At 41.7% G+C, this 16205-nt stretch carries 14 protein-coding genes; 13 read left to right on the top strand and 1 reads right to left on the bottom strand.

What is annotated here, in order from left to right; translation table 11 throughout:
• The first annotated feature begins 205 nt into the window (after positions 1-205).
• The 13 genes from dnaA to EIZ39_RS08925 all read left to right on the top strand — a co-directional run bounded on the left by dnaA (position 206) and on the right by EIZ39_RS08925 (position 15034).
• A complete protein-coding gene (gene dnaA, locus EIZ39_RS08865; RefSeq protein ID WP_129199595.1) occupies positions 206-1558 on the top strand; it encodes a chromosomal replication initiator protein DnaA in 1353 nt (450 codons plus the stop codon).
• A 234-nt stretch (positions 1559-1792) separates the two neighbouring features.
• A complete protein-coding gene (dnaN, locus tag EIZ39_RS08870) occupies positions 1793-2932 on the top strand; it encodes a DNA polymerase III subunit beta (protein ID WP_129199597.1) in 1140 nt (379 codons plus the stop codon).
• Positions 2933-2955: 23 nt separating this feature from the next.
• The gene (gene yaaA / locus EIZ39_RS08875) at positions 2956-3180 is read left to right on the top strand and encodes a S4 domain-containing protein YaaA (RefSeq protein ID WP_129199599.1); all 225 of its coding nucleotides are present in this window, start codon (positions 2956-2958) and stop codon (positions 3178-3180) included.
• A 41-nt stretch (positions 3181-3221) separates the two neighbouring features.
• A complete protein-coding gene (gene recF / locus EIZ39_RS08880; RefSeq protein ID WP_129199601.1) occupies positions 3222-4337 on the top strand; it encodes a DNA replication/repair protein RecF in 1116 nt (371 codons plus the stop codon).
• Between the two features lie 10 nt (positions 4338-4347).
• Complete coding sequence (gene remB / locus EIZ39_RS08885) at positions 4348-4602, top strand: extracellular matrix regulator RemB (RefSeq protein WP_129199603.1); 255 nt, start codon at positions 4348-4350, stop codon at positions 4600-4602.
• Positions 4599-6518 (top strand): DNA topoisomerase (ATP-hydrolyzing) subunit B, encoded by a 1920-nt coding sequence (gyrB, locus tag EIZ39_RS08890; RefSeq protein ID WP_129199605.1) that lies wholly within the window; start codon positions 4599-4601, stop codon positions 6516-6518. Before remB ends, gyrB begins: the two co-directional genes overlap by 4 nt.
• A 27-nt stretch (positions 6519-6545) precedes the next feature.
• Positions 6546-9017 (top strand): DNA gyrase subunit A, encoded by a 2472-nt coding sequence (gene gyrA / locus EIZ39_RS08895; RefSeq protein ID WP_129199607.1) that lies wholly within the window; start codon positions 6546-6548, stop codon positions 9015-9017.
• 104 nt (positions 9018-9121) lie between these two features.
• Positions 9122-10288 (top strand): cyclic di-GMP phosphodiesterase, encoded by a 1167-nt coding sequence (locus EIZ39_RS08900; RefSeq protein ID WP_164984977.1) that lies wholly within the window; start codon positions 9122-9124, stop codon positions 10286-10288.
• A gap of 178 nt (positions 10289-10466) precedes the next feature.
• Positions 10467-11657, top strand: a complete 1191-nt coding sequence (locus EIZ39_RS08905; protein WP_129199612.1) for an ABC transporter substrate-binding protein — start codon at positions 10467-10469, stop codon at positions 11655-11657.
• A 50-nt stretch (positions 11658-11707) separates the two neighbouring features.
• Positions 11708-12589 carry a branched-chain amino acid ABC transporter permease gene (locus EIZ39_RS08910; RefSeq protein WP_129199614.1) on the top strand — a complete coding sequence of 294 codons (882 nt, stop codon included), beginning with the start codon at positions 11708-11710 and terminating at the stop codon, positions 12587-12589.
• Positions 12590-12594: 5 nt separating this feature from the next.
• Positions 12595-13569 carry a branched-chain amino acid ABC transporter permease gene (locus EIZ39_RS08915; protein WP_129199615.1) on the top strand — a complete coding sequence of 325 codons (975 nt, stop codon included), beginning with the start codon at positions 12595-12597 and terminating at the stop codon, positions 13567-13569.
• Entirely contained in the window at positions 13566-14339 is a 774-nt protein-coding gene (locus EIZ39_RS08920; protein ID WP_129199616.1) for an ABC transporter ATP-binding protein, read from the top strand. Before EIZ39_RS08915 ends, EIZ39_RS08920 begins: the two co-directional genes overlap by 4 nt.
• Positions 14333-15034 (top strand): ABC transporter ATP-binding protein, encoded by a 702-nt coding sequence (locus tag EIZ39_RS08925; protein WP_129199617.1) that lies wholly within the window; start codon positions 14333-14335, stop codon positions 15032-15034. Before EIZ39_RS08920 ends, EIZ39_RS08925 begins: the two co-directional genes overlap by 7 nt.
• Positions 15035-15082: 48 nt before the next feature.
• On the opposite strand, the gene EIZ39_RS08930 is transcribed toward EIZ39_RS08925, so the two are convergent.
• A complete protein-coding gene (locus tag EIZ39_RS08930) occupies positions 15083-16147 on the bottom strand; it encodes a YaaC family protein (protein WP_129199618.1) in 1065 nt (354 codons plus the stop codon).
• Positions 16148-16205 lie beyond the last annotated feature (58 nt).

Raw genomic sequence — 16205 nt, forward strand, 5'->3', positions numbered from 1 at the left:
CATAAGTGTGTTTTAACTCGTGGATAAAGTAAAAGGTATGAGGGAGTTTTCCACAATCTGTGGATAGAATTGTGGACAATTATCCACTATTGTGAATAATAACATCTGTGATTATGTGGATGATGGGCGAATGTTGTCGAAAATAGAGAGAAAACAAGCTCTTCCTATTCACAGTAATTGTGTATAAGCATTTGGGGGGAATGGTATGAAAGGGATTCAAGGAGTATGGGATAAGGCCCTAGCCATGATTGAGACAAAATTAAGTAAACCTAGCTTCGAAACATGGTTAAAGTCAACAAAGGCCATTGCCCTTGACGATGATACCTTATTCATTTCAGCTCCCAATGAGTTTTCGAGAGATTGGTTGGAATCGCGCTATGCTCAATTAATCGTTGAGACATTATATGAGATCACTGGCGAGAATATGAAAGTAAAAATTGTAACTTCAGATCCTGATGTAAATCTGAAATCCAGTTCACCTAAAAAGATAGATGATAAGAGATCTTATGCGTCAGATGACCCAGGGCCTGGCCACATGCTTAATTCTAAGTATGTGTTTGACACTTTTGTTATCGGTACGGGAAATCGGTTTGCTCATGCAGCGTCACTGGCGGTTGCGGAGGCCCCGGCTAAAGCTTATAACCCCTTATTTATCTATGGAGGGGTAGGATTAGGAAAAACGCACTTGATGCACGCGATTGGTCACTATGTTTTAGAACATAACCCATCAGCTAAAGTCGTTTATCTTTCCTCAGAAAAATTTACGAATGAGTTTATTAATAGTATTCGTGATAATAAAGCAGTGGATTTCCGCAATAAGTATCGAAGTGTTGATGTTTTGCTAATAGATGATATTCAGTTTCTAGCGGGAAAAGAACAAACCCAAGAGGAGTTTTTCCATACATTCAATGCTTTGCACGATGAGAGTAAACAAATTGTCATATCTAGTGATCGGCCGCCGAAAGAAATCCCAACGCTAGAAGATCGCCTTCGATCTCGATTTGAATGGGGATTAATTACGGATATTCAGCCGCCCGATCTCGAGACAAGAATTGCGATTCTCAGGAAGAAGGCCAAAGCAGAAAATCTAGACATAGCCAATGAAGTGATGGTTTATATAGCGAACCAGATTGATACAAATATTCGTGAGCTTGAAGGTGCTCTTATTCGTGTTGTTGCTTATTCTTCTCTTATTAATCGCGATATTGATGTTGATCTGGCTACCGAAGCTCTAAAAGATATTATTCCATCTAGTAAACCTAGGGTGATTACGATCTTGGATATTCAACGCGTGGTCGGCGAGCATTTTGGGGTGAAGTTGGAAGACTTTAAAGCTAAAAAACGAAATAAATCCATTGCTTATCCGCGGCAGATTGCGATGTACTTATCTCGAGAATTGACTGACTACTCTCTTCCGAAGATTGGTGACGAATTTGGAGGAAGGGATCATACAACCGTTATTCATGCCAATGATAAAATTACAACAGAGTTGCAGTCTAACCACACTCTGCAGGAAACCGTTAAAGAGTTGATCGATAAAATTAAAAACGTAAAATAAAGGGCTAATAACCTGTGAATAGAAGAGACAGTCTAACCACAACTTATCCACATGTGGATGGACTGTCTTTTCATTCCGTTAAGGCTCTTATCCACAAACTCACAGGCCCTACTACTATTACTGTTAAAAAAAAGATATAGATAAGTTATAATAAAGATTAACATTCTAGAAAAAAACGCTTCTTCAAGAAGATAGAATATAAGTTTATGAAATAGAAAAAGGGGGTAATCTATCATGCATTTGATGATTAACCGTGACATTATGACAGCAGCCATCAATGACGTAAGTAAAGCTGTCTCAACTCGCACTACTATTCCTATCCTAACGGGGATTAAAATTAGCAGTCATTCCGAAGGGATTACTTTAACCGCAAGTGATTCTGATATCTCTATTGAATACACCATTCCCTTAGAACAAGAAGGGGATCTCTATGTTGATATTAAGCAGCATGGAAGTATTGTTCTTCCTGCACGATATTTAAACGATATTGTTCGTCGATTACCAGGAGAGTTTGTGGAATTAGAAGTAGGAGATCGTTTCCAAACCATTCTTCGCTCCGGTAAGTCGGAATTTAATTTGAATGGCCTAGATCCAGATGATTTCCCTAGGTTGCCTCAAATTGAAGAAGAAAAAGTTTTTAGTCTTCCATGCGATATTCTAAAGACGATGGTTAAACAAACGGTATTCGCAGCCGCTACAACCGAATTGCGTCCAATCTTAACAGGGATTATGTGGGCGTTAGAAGGGGATCAACTTCGTTTTGTGGCAACGGACAGCCATCGACTAGCTAGCAAGAAATCCTTTGTAGAAGCATCGTCGGAATTAACCATAGATAACATTGTTACCCCAGGAAAAAGTATGCAAGAATTAAGCAAGATCTTGTCTGATAACGATTCCTTAGTGGATATTGTCGTAACCGACAATCAAATTTTGTTTAAAACCCAACGTATCTTGTTTTATTCTCGCTTGTTAAATGGAACATACCCAGATGTAAACCGAATTATTCCTCAACAAAGTAAAACCGATATAATTTTAAAAACAAAAGAGTTTCTACATGCGATAGAAAGGGCATCCTTATTAGCAAAGGATGGAAAAAATAATGTCGTCAAGTTTTCTGTAACCCCTGATTCTCATGTGGAGCTCTCTTCTATTTCTCCAGAGGTGGGAAAGGTAACAGAAGAACTTCAAGCTACTTCGATTGAAGGAGAGGAATTAAAAATTTCCTTCAATGCTAAGTATATGCTTGATACTTTAAGGGTTATTGATAGTGAAGAAGTCAAAATTCGTTTTACGGGCGCGATGAGTCCTTTTATTATTCATCCAACGGAAAATGAGTTAAGCTTATATCTCATTCTTCCTGTCAGAACTTACTAATAACAAGATGATGAGGTGTATTTATGAATCAAGAAATGGTTCATATTCGTGATGAATACATTACGCTAGGACAGTTTATTAAGCTGGTAGGACTTGTAGATACAGGTGGACAAGTAAAAGTCTTCTTGGAAGAAGCACAGATTCTCGTTAATGATGAGCCAGAGAATCGCCGTGGTAAGAAACTTTACCCAGAGGATCGTATTGAGATTGAAGGCACTCATTCCTATGTGATTGGCAAGTCTTCCTAACTTAATTAGTGGTCCTTTGAATAAAAGGGAGGATCCCTGTAGTGTTTTTGAAGGAACTCGATATTAAGCACTTTCGGAATTATGGGCAACAGAAGTTAACCTTTCATCAAAATATAACCCTTTTTCTCGGACAAAATGCACAGGGAAAAACCAACCTTATGGAATCCATCTACGTTTTAGCACTAACGAAATCACATCGATCCACCAAAGATAAAGAGTGGATTAACTGGGATGAGGAGTTTAGTTGGATTAAAGGAACGGTTGAAAGAAAAAGGGGACCTCTCCAGTTGGAAATTCAGTTGACTGGAAAGGGAAAAAAAGCGAAAATAAATGGATTGGAGCAAAAAAAGCTGAGCGATTATATCGGAGCTATGAATGTGGTCATGTTTGCTCCCGAAGATCTCAGCATTGTGAAGGGAACTCCCCAACAAAGAAGGAAGTTTGTAGATATGGAAATAGGACAGGTTTCTCCTATGTATCTGCATCTATTGTCACAGTATCAAAAAGTACTTACCCAGCGTAATCAATGCTTAAAAGATGCTTATAAAAACAAGAAATATATCAGCTTTTTAGATATTCTTAACGAGCAATTAGCTGAACTGGCGGTAAAGATCATATCCCGAAGAATAGACTTCCTCAAAAAAATGGGTATTTGGGCTAATAATGTACATCAGGGCATTACCCAAGGGAAAGAAACCTTAACGTTGGAATATCTCCCTTCGTTCCCTCTTGCGCAAGATAAGTCTGATCAGGAAACTATGGGTCAATTTATCCGACAACTTGATCAGCTAAAGGAAAAAGAGATTGCCCGTGGAACAACGTTGCTTGGTCCACATCGGGATGATCTTACTTTTCATATTAACGGGACGAATGTCCAACAGTACGGATCTCAGGGCCAGCAGAGAACTACAGCACTATCGTTGAAGCTAGCAGAAATCCAATTGATTTACGAAGAAATCGGAGAATATCCCATTCTTTTGTTGGATGATGTCCTATCAGAACTCGATGCATCAAGACAGTCTCACTTACTCGATGCCATTAAAGACAGAGTTCAGACTTTTGTTACGACAACAGGAGTAGAAGGGCTTCACCATGAGACTCTAGAGAATGCGTCTATCTTTCGAATTCATGCAGGACAAGCGACTATGGAGAAATGAGGTGGGATGTTTGTTTATTCATCTAGGCGGAGATACAGTGGTTCGATCTACCGATGTGATTGCTATTATCGACAATCATATGGAGTCTTCAAAAATTACGAAGGAGTTCCTTGATCAAAGGAGTGGAGAGCAGCTATTGATTCGCATCAGTAAAGAAGAAACAAAGTCCTATGTCATCATGCATGACAGAGTTTATTGTTCCCCCATTTCATCCTTAACGTTAAAGCGAAGAGCAAATTTTGTAAGCAGTTTAGAGAGTAGGTGATTTCCTTGACGACTGAAAATCATTCATACGATGCGAGTCAGATTCAGGTGTTAGAAGGTCTTGAAGCCGTTCGGAAACGTCCGGGGATGTATATTGGGTCAACGAGCAGCAGAGGGCTTCATCATTTGGTTTGGGAGGTCGTTGACAACAGTATTGACGAAGCCTTGGCTGGTTACTGCAGCGACGTTCTAGTAACGATTCATGAGGATAACAGTGTTTCAGTCATTGACAACGGTCGTGGGATTCCTACAGGCATCCATGAAAAGACAGGTAAATCGACAGTAGAAACGGTATTGACGGTTCTTCATGCGGGTGGAAAATTCGGAGGAGAGGGCTATAAAGTATCTGGCGGTCTTCATGGTGTAGGGATCTCCGTCGTAAATGCACTGTCCGAATGGGTGGAAGTAGAGGTTAAACGGGACGGAAAAATTCATAAGCAACGGTTCGCCTTTGGAAGTCCAGAGGGCAATCTAGAGGTTGTTGGCACGGCAGAAGAAACAGGGACAAAGGTTACCTTCAAACCAGATTCGCAGATTTTTACAGAAACCACTGTCTATGAGTATGAAGTCCTTCAAAAAAGACTACGTGAACTGGCCTTCTTAAATAAAGGCATTCGTATCTCTCTTGTAGATGAACGTCAAGACCGTAATGACACGTATAAATATGACGGAGGAATTGTTTCCTTCGTACAACACTTAGATAAAAACAAAGAGAGCTTATTGGAAGAGCCTATCTATATTTCCACGGAAAAGGACGGTTTATTCGTCGAAGTGGCCATCCAATATAACGATAGCTTTGTAAGTAATCTATACTCCTACGCAAATAACATTCACACCCACGAAGGGGGAACGCATGAGTCAGGGTTTAAGAGTGCGTTAACTCGGGTTATCAATGATTATGCAAGAAAGCACAATGTCCTAAAGGAAAAAGATGATAACCTTACAGGGGATGATGCACGTGAGGGATTAACCGCGATTATTAGCGTAAAGATTCCTGACCCTCAATTCGAAGGACAAACGAAAACGAAATTAGGAAACAGTGAAGCTCGAAGTATTACAGAATCGGTGTTTTCTGAGCATTTTATGGATTATCTGAACGAGCATCCGGTGGAAGCACGTAAAATCATGGAGAAAGCCATGATGGCTTCCCGTGCTAGAGAAGCAGCTAAAAAAGCAAGAGAGTTAACGCGAAGAAAGAATGCGCTTGAAGTCAGTGCCCTACCTGGTAAATTAGCGGACTGTTCTTCTAAAGACCCGTCTATCAGTGAGATCTACATTGTTGAGGGAGACTCAGCAGGGGGTTCGGCCAAACAAGGTCGGGACAGACACTTCCAGGCTATATTGCCTTTACGAGGGAAAGTCATTAACGTAGAAAAGGCCAGATTGGATAAGATTCTTTCAAACAATGAGATTCGAACGATTATTACAGCGTTTGGAACAGGAATTGGCGAAGACTTTGATATCGCGAAGGCACGCTACCATAAGATTATCATCATGACAGATGCAGATGTCGACGGAGCTCATATTCGCACATTGTTGTTAACCTTTTTGTATCGATATATGAAACCGTTGATTGAGGAAGGGTACGTCTATATTGCCCAGCCTCCACTCTATAAGATTTCACAAGGAAAAAGCGTTCGCTATGCCTACACGGATGAACAACTTCGTGCAACACTAAAAGAAATAGGCGATAAACCGGAACCTAACATTCAGCGCTATAAAGGTTTAGGAGAGATGAATCCTGATCAGCTATGGGATACGACGATGGATCCTGAAACACGTACCCTGCTAAGAGTAAGTCTTGAGGATGCGATGGAAGCGGATGAAATCTTTGATACCTTGATGGGGGATCGAGTGGAGCCGAGACGCGACTTTATCCAAGAGAACGCGCAGTACGCAGTGAATTTGGACATTTAGGATGATACGATACGGAGGTAAAGCGGAATGGCTGAAGAGCAACGTTCCAACGTAATAGATAGAAATATCGCTCAGGAAATGCGAGAATCCTTCTTGGGATATGCTATGAGCGTCATCGTAAGCCGTGCTCTGCCAGATGTCCGTGACGGGCTCAAGCCGGTACATCGCCGAATTCTCTTCGCCATGAATGAAATGGGAATGACGCCGGATAAGCCTTACAAAAAGTCAGCGAGAATCGTAGGGGACGTTATTGGTAAATATCACCCACATGGAGATTCAGCTGTTTACGAGACGATGGTTCGGATGGCGCAAGACTTCTCTTATCGCTACACTTTAGTGGATGGCCATGGGAATTTCGGTTCTGTTGACGGTGATCCGGCAGCGGCGATGAGATATACAGAGGCAAGGTTATCTAAGATAGCAACGGAATTGCTTCGTGATATTAACAAAGACACGATTGACTACGGTCCAAACTATGACGGCAATGAGAAGGAGCCTCTTGTTTTACCTGCACGGTTTCCTAATTTATTGGTAAACGGAGCTGCAGGGATTGCCGTCGGAATGGCAACGAACATTCCTCCACATAACTTAGGGGAAGTCATTGATGGAGTTCTTCTCCTGATTGATCATGAAGAAGTTACCATACGGGACTTAATGGAAGTGATAAAGGGTCCGGACTTCCCAACGGCAGCTCAGATCATGGGACGTAGTGGCATTTATCGTGCTTATGAAACGGGACGTGGAAGTATTACCGTAAGAGCCAAGGCGAATGTTGAAGAAGTAAAAGGAAAGTTCCGCATTGTCGTGGAAGAAATCCCTTACCAAGTAAACAAAGCCAAGCTCATTGAGAGAATTGCAGAATTAGTTCGCGACAAGAAAATTGAAGGGATTACAGATCTCCGTGATGAATCAGACCGTAATGGGATGAGCATTGTCATGGAATTAAGACGAGATATCAATCCCCAGGTCTTGCTTAACAATCTATATAAGCAGACTGCATTACAAACTACCTTCGGGGTCAACATGCTGGCATTAGTGAATGGGCAGCCTAAGGTATTAAACCTGAAGGAAGTGCTCACTCATTATCTTAATCATCAACGATCTGTCATTCGTCGCCGTACCGAGTTCGAGCTTCGAAAAGCGGAGGCGAGAGCGCATATCTTAGAAGGTCTAAGGATTGCACTTGACCATATCGATGAAATTATCACTTTGATTCGAAGTTCTCGCACAACAGAAGAAGCTCGAACCGGATTAATGGATCGGTTTGCTCTGAGCTATGAACAGGCTCAAGCCATCCTTGACATGCGTTTGCAGCGTCTAACAGGTCTTGAACGGGATAAAATCGAAGAAGAATACCAAGAACTCGTGAAGAAGATCGCGGAATTGAAGGCTATCCTCGCAGATGAAAAGAAGATCCTAGCCATTATCCGAGAAGAATTGCTTGAAGTAAAAGAGAGATTCGCAGATCCACGACGCACAGAGATTGCCGAGTCAGAAGATCTGATTGAAATTGAAGACTTGATTCCAGAGGATGAAGTTTGCATTACGCTTACCCACAATGGCTATATTAAGCGCTTGCCATTATCTACGTATAAGAGTCAACGTAGAGGAGGCCGAGGGATTCAAGGAGCGGAAGCCAAGGAAAATGACTTTGTCCAGAATCTATATGTAACTCATTCTCATAACTATCTCCTTATCTTTACGAATCGAGGCAAGGTGTATCGAATCAAGGCCTACGAAGTACCGGAATTTAGTCGGACAGCTCGAGGAACTCCGATCATTAACCTCATTCAAATTGAGCAAGGGGAATATGTGAAGGCGGTTATTCCTGTTAAGGATTTCACTGAAGACCATTATCTATTCTTTGCTACGCAGCAAGGAATCGTGAAACGAACCTACTTGAAAGCTTTCGAGAACATTCGTAAGGGTGGTCTCTTCGCGATTAACATCAAAGAGGATGATGAACTCGTAGGTGTTGCTCTTACAGATGGAGACCAGGACTTAATCATGGGAACCAAGCACGGAATGTCTATCCGTTTTAACGAGAAGGATGTTCGATCCATGGGTCGTTCGGCTACCGGAGTAAAAGGAATTTCCTTAGACGATGATGATCAGGTTATCGATATGGATCTCATTGAAGAAGGCGCTGATGTGCTTATCGTAACTTCTAGGGGTTACGGCAAGCGAACACCTGAGGCGGATTACCGTATTCAATCTCGTGGTGGTAAAGGGATCAAGACACTCAATGTGACGGAACGCAATGGCGATATCGTAGCCTTAAAGGTAGTAAGTGAAGAAAATGACCTCATGATCGTAACCGAGGCGGGCGTCATTATTCGCTTGCATATCAGCGGGATCTCCACCATGGGTAGAAACACTCAAGGTGTAAAGCTCATCCGAATTGAGAACGAACAGGAAGTAGCTTCTGTTGCAAAGGTAGAGAGAACAGGTGAAAAAGAAGAAGATGAAGAGATCTTTGAAGTAGAAGATAGTGAATAAGGTGAAAGGTCGATCCTATCGGCCTTTCTTTTTTTATGTGGAAGGATTGCTTTTCCTATTGTACAGTAAGGATAAGGAAATGGACGGAGAGGAAGGGAGATGTCATGCCGCAGGTATTAGTAGCCCATTTGAAACCAGGATACACTCTTAGTGCGGATGTTGTCACTCCGCTTGGCGGTCTTTTGTTTGAAAAGGGAAGGAAAATATATGAACGAGAAATTGAAATCCTAAAAGCGTTCTTTGTCGAAGAAGTCACAGTAGAGGAGCAACAACCTCAGCAACCTAAAGTGAAACCAGAATCAAAATCAACAACAGCGTCGCCTAGTAGAGAAGAGATGGAGAAGGCACTTCTAGAGCCCGTGGACCAAATGGAGAAGAAGAGCCCACCGTTACCTAAGGATGATGTTCCTAAAGCCAAAATGAACGCTCCAGTCACGTTTGAGCAACGATTCAGAGAAACAGTACAGTGGTTTAAAACGATGTTTCTATCGGTGAGAGACGGGCAGCCTATCCCTATCAAAGAGCTTCAGGAGAAATTAGCAGAGCTTATTCGAGGCCCTTTAGAACTGTCGAACATTATGAATACCTTAAAGCAAAATTATCCCATAGAAGATTATACGTATTTCCATAGTATTTCTGTTAGTTATTTAAGCTCATGTATAGCAAGATGGAGCCGTGTAGCTGAGGCAGAGATCATGTCTATTGCCTTAACAGGTGCCCTCCATGATATCGGGAAGAGTAAAATTGATCCCTCCATTCTTTATAAACCAGAGAAACTAACTATACTAGAGATGAAAGAGCTGCGGAAATATCCCGTGTATGGCTATCACCTTGTTAAAGCAATCCCTGCGGTTCTTGAGGGAGTAACTCTTGGAGTTTTACAACACCAAGAAAGGGAAGATGGTTCAGGTTACCCTCTAGCCATTCAATCGCAATCGATTCACTTGTATGCCAAGATTGTTGCCATAACGGACATCTTTCACGCGATGTGTTCTTCCAAAAGCTATAAGTCAGGGTTTTCCCCTTATGTCGTATTGGAGCAGTTAATCAGTGATAGCTTTGGAAAGTTAGATCCTGGGTTCGTTAGAACCTTTGTAGACGGGATGACGCAATTCTCACTAGGTACGAATGTAGAATTACATGACGGATCAGTGGGGAAAATCGTCTTCGTGGATCCGAGCCAGCCGACACGACCAATGGTAGAGGTAAACGGTAAAATTATTAATTTATCCTTAAACCGTAATATATATATTAAAGCAGTTCTCATTTAAAAAAATATTTTAGTATACAAAAACCCTTATAGAACAAGGGTTTTTCCTTTTTCTTGAAATTATAGTATTGTAATAAAATATGATTTGTAAATTATCAGATAATCATATATAATTCTTTGAAGAAAAGAATTGTAGAAAAATTAAAACAAAACAATGAGGGATCAGGGGGAATCATTAAATGAGGCTTTTTAAGAAAAAGGCTTTCTCTATCTTTGCATCATCTGTCCTAGCGGTTAGTATGCTAGCAGGATGCGGCGGTGGAGGACAGTCAACTGCACCTGCAACAAATGGAGAAACAAAACAGGATGCTGGACAAGCTCAAGGAGAATTACTAGCTAAGATTGGCGTCGTTTCCTTCTTAACGGGAAGTGGTTCGGCTTATGGAGAAGCTATTACGAACGGTTTGAAGATGGCCCAAGAAGAACTAAATGAAGTTAATGCAGGGAAGCTGAAGGTAGAGTTAGTGATTGAAGACTCTGCAGGGAAGAAAGATCAAGCTATCAGTGCGGTTAATAAGCTGATTAATAATGATAACGTAGTAGGAATCATTGGACCAACTTTAAGTGGTGAGATGTTTGCTGCTGGACCTGTAGCGAATCAGAATGGTGTACCAATCATGGGTACTTCTACTACAGCAGAAGGAATTACGGATATTGGAGAGTATGTGTTCCGTAATGCCCTTCCAGAATCTATTGCGATTCCTGAAGCGATTAAGACAGCGGTAGAGAAGCATGGCGTGAAGAAAGTCGCTCTTATGTATGCAAGTAACAATGACTTTGCCGTTTCTGGATATAAAACTATGGAACAAGCCGTAAAAGATATGGGTCTTGAAGTAGTAGATACCCAAACGTTTGCGGATGGGGATACCGATTACAGTGCTCAATTAACAGCCGTTGCTTCTAAGAAGCCAGATGCTGTTCTTGTTTCTGCTCTATATAAGGAAGCAGGACTTGTATTGGCGAAAGCAAGAGAAATGGGACTTGATGTACCTTTCGTCGGAGGAAATGGGTTTAACTCACCGCAGCTTGTTAAGCAAGCGGGAGCAGCAGCAGATCATAGCTATGTAGCAACTCCTTGGTATCCAAGTGGTTCTGAGAAGGTAGATGCGTTCGTGAAGAAATATACTGAAAAGTATGGAAAAGGTCCTGACCAATTCGCAGCACAAGCGTATGATGCTCTTTACATTATGGCTAACTCGGTACTAAATGCTGGTGTAGCAGACGATCGTGACGCTCTGAAGGATGCCCTAATGGAATTGAAGGACTTTGAAGGAGTTACAGGAAAGTTTGCATTTAACGAAAATCGTGATCCAGTAATGGAAGTGAAGGTTCTTCATATTGAAGGCGGAGAGTTTGTACTTGTACAGTAAACAGTAAAAATTAGAGGGAAAAATGTTGAGATGAAGAAGGGGACATTCATATGTTAACGCAACAGCTCATCAATGGTTTGACCCTCGGAAGTACGTATGCCCTAGTTGCACTAGGGTATACGTTAATTTTCGGGGTGTTAGAGATCATTAATATGGCCCACGGAGCTATCTTTATGTTTGGGGCTTTTGTCGGTCTTATGACCGTCGTTTATTATCAAGGCTCGATTTTGACAGCGATTATTGCAGCCGTTGCTGTAACCGTTGTTCTAGGTCTTTTATTAGAATGGTTCGCGCTTAGACCTTTGCGAGGGAAAAAAGGGGTATCTCATCTAGCCTCCTTAATCAGTACCATTGGAGTATCGATTATCTTGGAGAATCTAGCTCATAAGCTGTTTGGAGCTGAAACACAACCCTTCCCTATTCCCTTCAACAACATTATCTTCGAAGTTGGAACCACTCGTATTTCCTTAGTGCAAATCATTATTTTTGCTATTGCAGTAGCTGTTATGGTAATGTTACAGATTTGGTTAGGTAAAACGAAGTATGGTAAGGCGCTAAGAGCGGCTGCAGAGAACATGGAAACTGCCAGCTTACTAGGGGTGAATACGAAAAAAATCGTGATCATGACCGTCATGTTGGCTTCTGCGCTCGGTGGTCTAGCTGGCGTACTCGTAGGTATGGGATTTAACGCAGTAGCTCCTACTATGGGAATATCGATGGGTCTTAAAGGACTAGCTATCATTATTCTTGGGGGAATGGGCAACGTACCAGGCGCTATGGCTGGTGGTTTGATTCTTGGGGTAACTGAGGTATTTGCAGTTGCTTACGGAGACTCCGCTTACCGTGATGCCGTGGCATTTGGAATGATTATTCTTATATTATTGCTTCGTCCACAGGGACTCTTTGGCTCTGGGCAACCAGTTAGGCGGTGAGATGTATGTTTGATATGTTATTCAACCCATATTATTTACAGATCTTTATCTTTATTTTAATTAACTGTATGTTGGCCTTAAGTATGTATCTTCCCCTTTCTACAGGGCAGTTATCTTTAGGGGCCGCAGGTTTTATGAGTATCGGTGCGTATACGTCAGCCTTATTGACGATGAAACTGGGCTTTCCTATGCCCATTGGTATCGTCACAGGTGGCTTAATGGCTGGATTTATCGGCGTGCTGATTGGAATTCCGGCTCTGCGTCTGAGCGGTGTCTATTTAGCGATTTGTACCCTAGGTTTTGGTGAGATGGTTCGCGTTATTTTTAACAACTTAGAGATTACAAATGGAGCGCTGGGCTTGAGTGGAATTCCTCAATTGGGTCAGAACTTGAGCAAAATGCTCAAGGAGATGGGGATTCAAGCCAAAACATTAGGGTTGACTTCTCCTCAACTCTCCTCCCTATTGACCATCTTGGTCTTATTGCTTTTATTAGTGTTAGTATTCTTATTTATCTATCGCCAAGGGCAATCTCGTGTGGGAAGAGCCTTCGAGGCCATTCGAGCGGATGAAAGTGCTGCACAAGCTATGGGAATTAATATCACGTACTATAAGGTTCTTGCGTTTGCTCAGGGAGCAGTACTAGCGGGGATGGCAGGTGCTATATTTGCGCATGTGACGTTCTTTATCAGTCCGGTAGACTTTGACTATCATAAGGCTGTAGATATTCTTATCTTTGCTGTATTAGGAGGAAGTGAAGTCATCTGGGGGCCTCTATTAGGAGCAACTCTTTTAACCCTTCTTCCTGAGGCATTGCGTTTTGCTAGTGATTATCGCATGATGATCTTCGGAACGATTCTAGTATTAATGATGATCTTTAGACCTCAAGGTTTCTTGGATGCGAATTTGCTAAGAGCTCTTACTTCATGGAGAAAGCCTAATCAGAAAACAGACGGCCAATCGAAGGAGGTGTCTTCATGAGCTTAAAGCTTGAGAACGTGAGTAAAATGTTTGGCGGTCTAGCTGCTCTTTCCGATATTAGCTTCGAAGTAAAGAAAGGAGAAATATTCGGGCTCATTGGTCCGAATGGGGCAGGGAAGACCACTTTGTTTAACGTCATTACGGCGATTTTCCCGCCCACTCAGGGAACAATCACATTCGAGGGAAAGCCGATTAGCAGTTGGAAAGCTCATCAGATTGCTGAATTAGGCATTACTCGTACCTTTCAGAATATCAAGTTATTTAGCCATTTGTCTGCCTTAGACAATGTGATGGTAGGGGCGCATTGTCGAACGAAGTCCGGAGTTTGGGGAAGTGTCTTGAAGACCAAGTCACAACGACAAGAAGAAAAAGCAACGAAAGAAAAAGCATTCCGCCTTCTTGAGGTAGTTGGACTTAAAGGGTACGAAGAAACGATTGCGGAAAATCTGGCCTATGGTCAACAGCGTCGCTTAGAGATTGCCCGTGCACTTGCTACGGATCCGAAGTTAATATTGCTGGACGAACCTGCTGCTGGAATGAACGAAAGTGAAACGGATGATTTATTTCACTTGATTAAACGAATTCAATCCATGGATATTACCGTCGTTTTAATTGAGCATGATATGAAACTCGTGATGAACATCTGTGATCGATTAACAGTAATTAACTTTGGGAAAAAGATTGCAGAAGGAAAGCCTGAGGAGGTTCAAAATAATCCAGAAGTTATTGAGGCCTATCTCGGAAAAGAAGAGGATGAAGAAGTATGCTAAAACTAACAGGAGTGGAGACCTACTACGGCAACATACAAGCTCTAAAAGGGATTGATATCGAAGTTTCTGCAGGTGAGGTAGTAACCATCATCGGAGCAAACGGAGCAGGAAAAACCACGACAATGAAAACGGTAGCTGGGCTAATCAAACCCAAAAAAGGAAAGATTGAGTTCCTTGGAGAAGACATTACAGGTTTGCGTCCTGACCAGTTGGTAAGCAAGGGAATCGCCCTTGTTCCAGAAGGCCGGGCCATCCTTGCTAAGATGACGGTTTTAGAGAATCTGGAGATGGGCGCCTTTCAGCGAAATGATGCAGAAATAAAGGGTGACCTTGAAAAGGTAATGGATAGATTCCCGATCCTAAGAGAGAGGAAGACTCAATTAGGTGGAACCTTATCAGGTGGACAGCAACAAATGCTCGCGATTGCCCGTGCTTTGATGTCTCGCCCGAAGTTACTATTACTAGATGAACCTTCCATGGGTTTAGCGCCATTAATCGTGGCGGATATCTTTAAGATTGTTAGAGAAATTAATGACTCCGGAACAACAGTCTTGCTCGTAGAACAGAATGTACGTCAAGCATTGAAGGTGGCTCATAAAGGTTATGTACTAGAAACGGGGAAAATTGTAACTTCAGGTACTTCAACCGACCTCTTGAATGACAGTAAAGTGAAAGAGGCGTATCTTGGCCACTAAAATTAGGAAAGAAGAGTATCCTTATCGTTGGGATACTCTTTTTCTATCTTACATGGTTTCAAAAATAAACCGTTCATTAAACAATAAGTTGAGGATCATGTTGGGGAATTTTCTTAAACTAATATTCAAGAATTCATTAATAATAAACATCTCCCCAGATGTAAAGGAGAATATGATTTCTCCCCATAGTTCGGTTTCATATCGACAAAGCATTCCTAGAATATACATCAGCATGTAATGAGACATGAGCTCTGGAAAAAATAGAGCAGGATTGTCCTTCAAGAGAAAGTAATGATTCCCTTTATAATCTTGAATAAATAAGTCATTCTCAAATCCAGACGGCGATTCAGATACATGGATGTTTAACGGATGTTCCCAACTGATACGAATGATTCCCTTAGGCGCTCGGAGGGAGTGGGGAGCAAAAATCGCCTTTCCTTGATTACGCCGATTGAGAAAATGGATAAAGCTTTCATAAGATAAGTGGTATTTATCCAAAATATGTTCAGGAAGGTAAAACATCGTTACAGGAGAAGAAAAGTCAATATGTTTGGAGATATGTAGAGGAATCAAGGAAACTTCCTCATAGGTCTTCTCATAGCTCTCCCGTAATTCAGGAATCATGGAGAGGAGATCTTTCAGTTTAAACTTCTCTCCTACAATATGGCCCGATTGCAAGTGTTGGGCCACCATTGGAAACAGCCCTTCTTTCTGAACTTTGACCTCGTCCTCAGAGAAACTATATTCAAGCTTTTTAAGCTTTCGACTGGTAATCCCATGCTGAAGAACACGAGTATGCGCTGGATATCCGGGATCGGAGGTTAGAATGACCGCTTTTAACAAGCTAACCATTCCGTAGTAGATGAGCAAGGGTTTAACAAGGATATTGCTATTGAAAGCGGCAGTGTAATATTCTCTGCCTTGCTTAATGTAATAAATAAACTTATGCGTATTTTGGAAAGCAAAACGTGAAGCATGATCTCCATGTTGAGTCCGGTAAGCTTTTTCTAGGAAGCTTTTCACATGAGGCTCACTTTCAAAATACACGAACATACTTAACATTTTTTCGTTAGGATTTTCGCATGCTATGCGATGAATACAGTCCACAAGCATCACCAATCTTCTCTAATATTCGGTAATGGTTGATAAGGTGTGACAATATTTTATCTGT

The sequence above is a fragment of the Ammoniphilus sp. CFH 90114 genome, assembly GCF_004123195.1.
Lineage (GTDB): Bacteria > Bacillota > Bacilli > Aneurinibacillales > RAOX-1 > YIM-78166.

Excerpts from the sequence above, each read along its gene's own strand:
- EIZ39_RS08900 (WP_164984977.1), top strand. The coding sequence starts at position 9,122 with ATGCCGCAGGTATTAGTAGCCCATTTGAAACCAGGATACACTCTTAGT.
- EIZ39_RS08905 (WP_129199612.1), top strand. The coding sequence starts at position 10,467 with ATGAGGCTTTTTAAGAAAAAGGCTTTCTCTATCTTTGCATCATCTGTC.
- EIZ39_RS08920 (WP_129199616.1), top strand. The coding sequence starts at position 13,566 with ATGAGCTTAAAGCTTGAGAACGTGAGTAAAATGTTTGGCGGTCTAGCT.
- yaaA (WP_129199599.1), top strand. The coding sequence starts at position 2,956 with ATGAATCAAGAAATGGTTCATATTCGTGATGAATACATTACGCTAGGA.
- dnaA (WP_129199595.1), top strand. The coding sequence starts at position 206 with ATGAAAGGGATTCAAGGAGTATGGGATAAGGCCCTAGCCATGATTGAG.
- EIZ39_RS08915 (WP_129199615.1), top strand. The coding sequence starts at position 12,595 with ATGTTTGATATGTTATTCAACCCATATTATTTACAGATCTTTATCTTT.
- EIZ39_RS08925 (WP_129199617.1), top strand. The coding sequence starts at position 14,333 with ATGCTAAAACTAACAGGAGTGGAGACCTACTACGGCAACATACAAGCT.
- EIZ39_RS08930 (WP_129199618.1), bottom strand. The coding sequence starts at position 16,147 with ATGCTTGTGGACTGTATTCATCGCATAGCATGCGAAAATCCTAACGAA.
- dnaN (WP_129199597.1), top strand. The coding sequence starts at position 1,793 with ATGCATTTGATGATTAACCGTGACATTATGACAGCAGCCATCAATGAC.
- gyrA (WP_129199607.1), top strand. The coding sequence starts at position 6,546 with ATGGCTGAAGAGCAACGTTCCAACGTAATAGATAGAAATATCGCTCAG.
- EIZ39_RS08910 (WP_129199614.1), top strand. The coding sequence starts at position 11,708 with ATGTTAACGCAACAGCTCATCAATGGTTTGACCCTCGGAAGTACGTAT.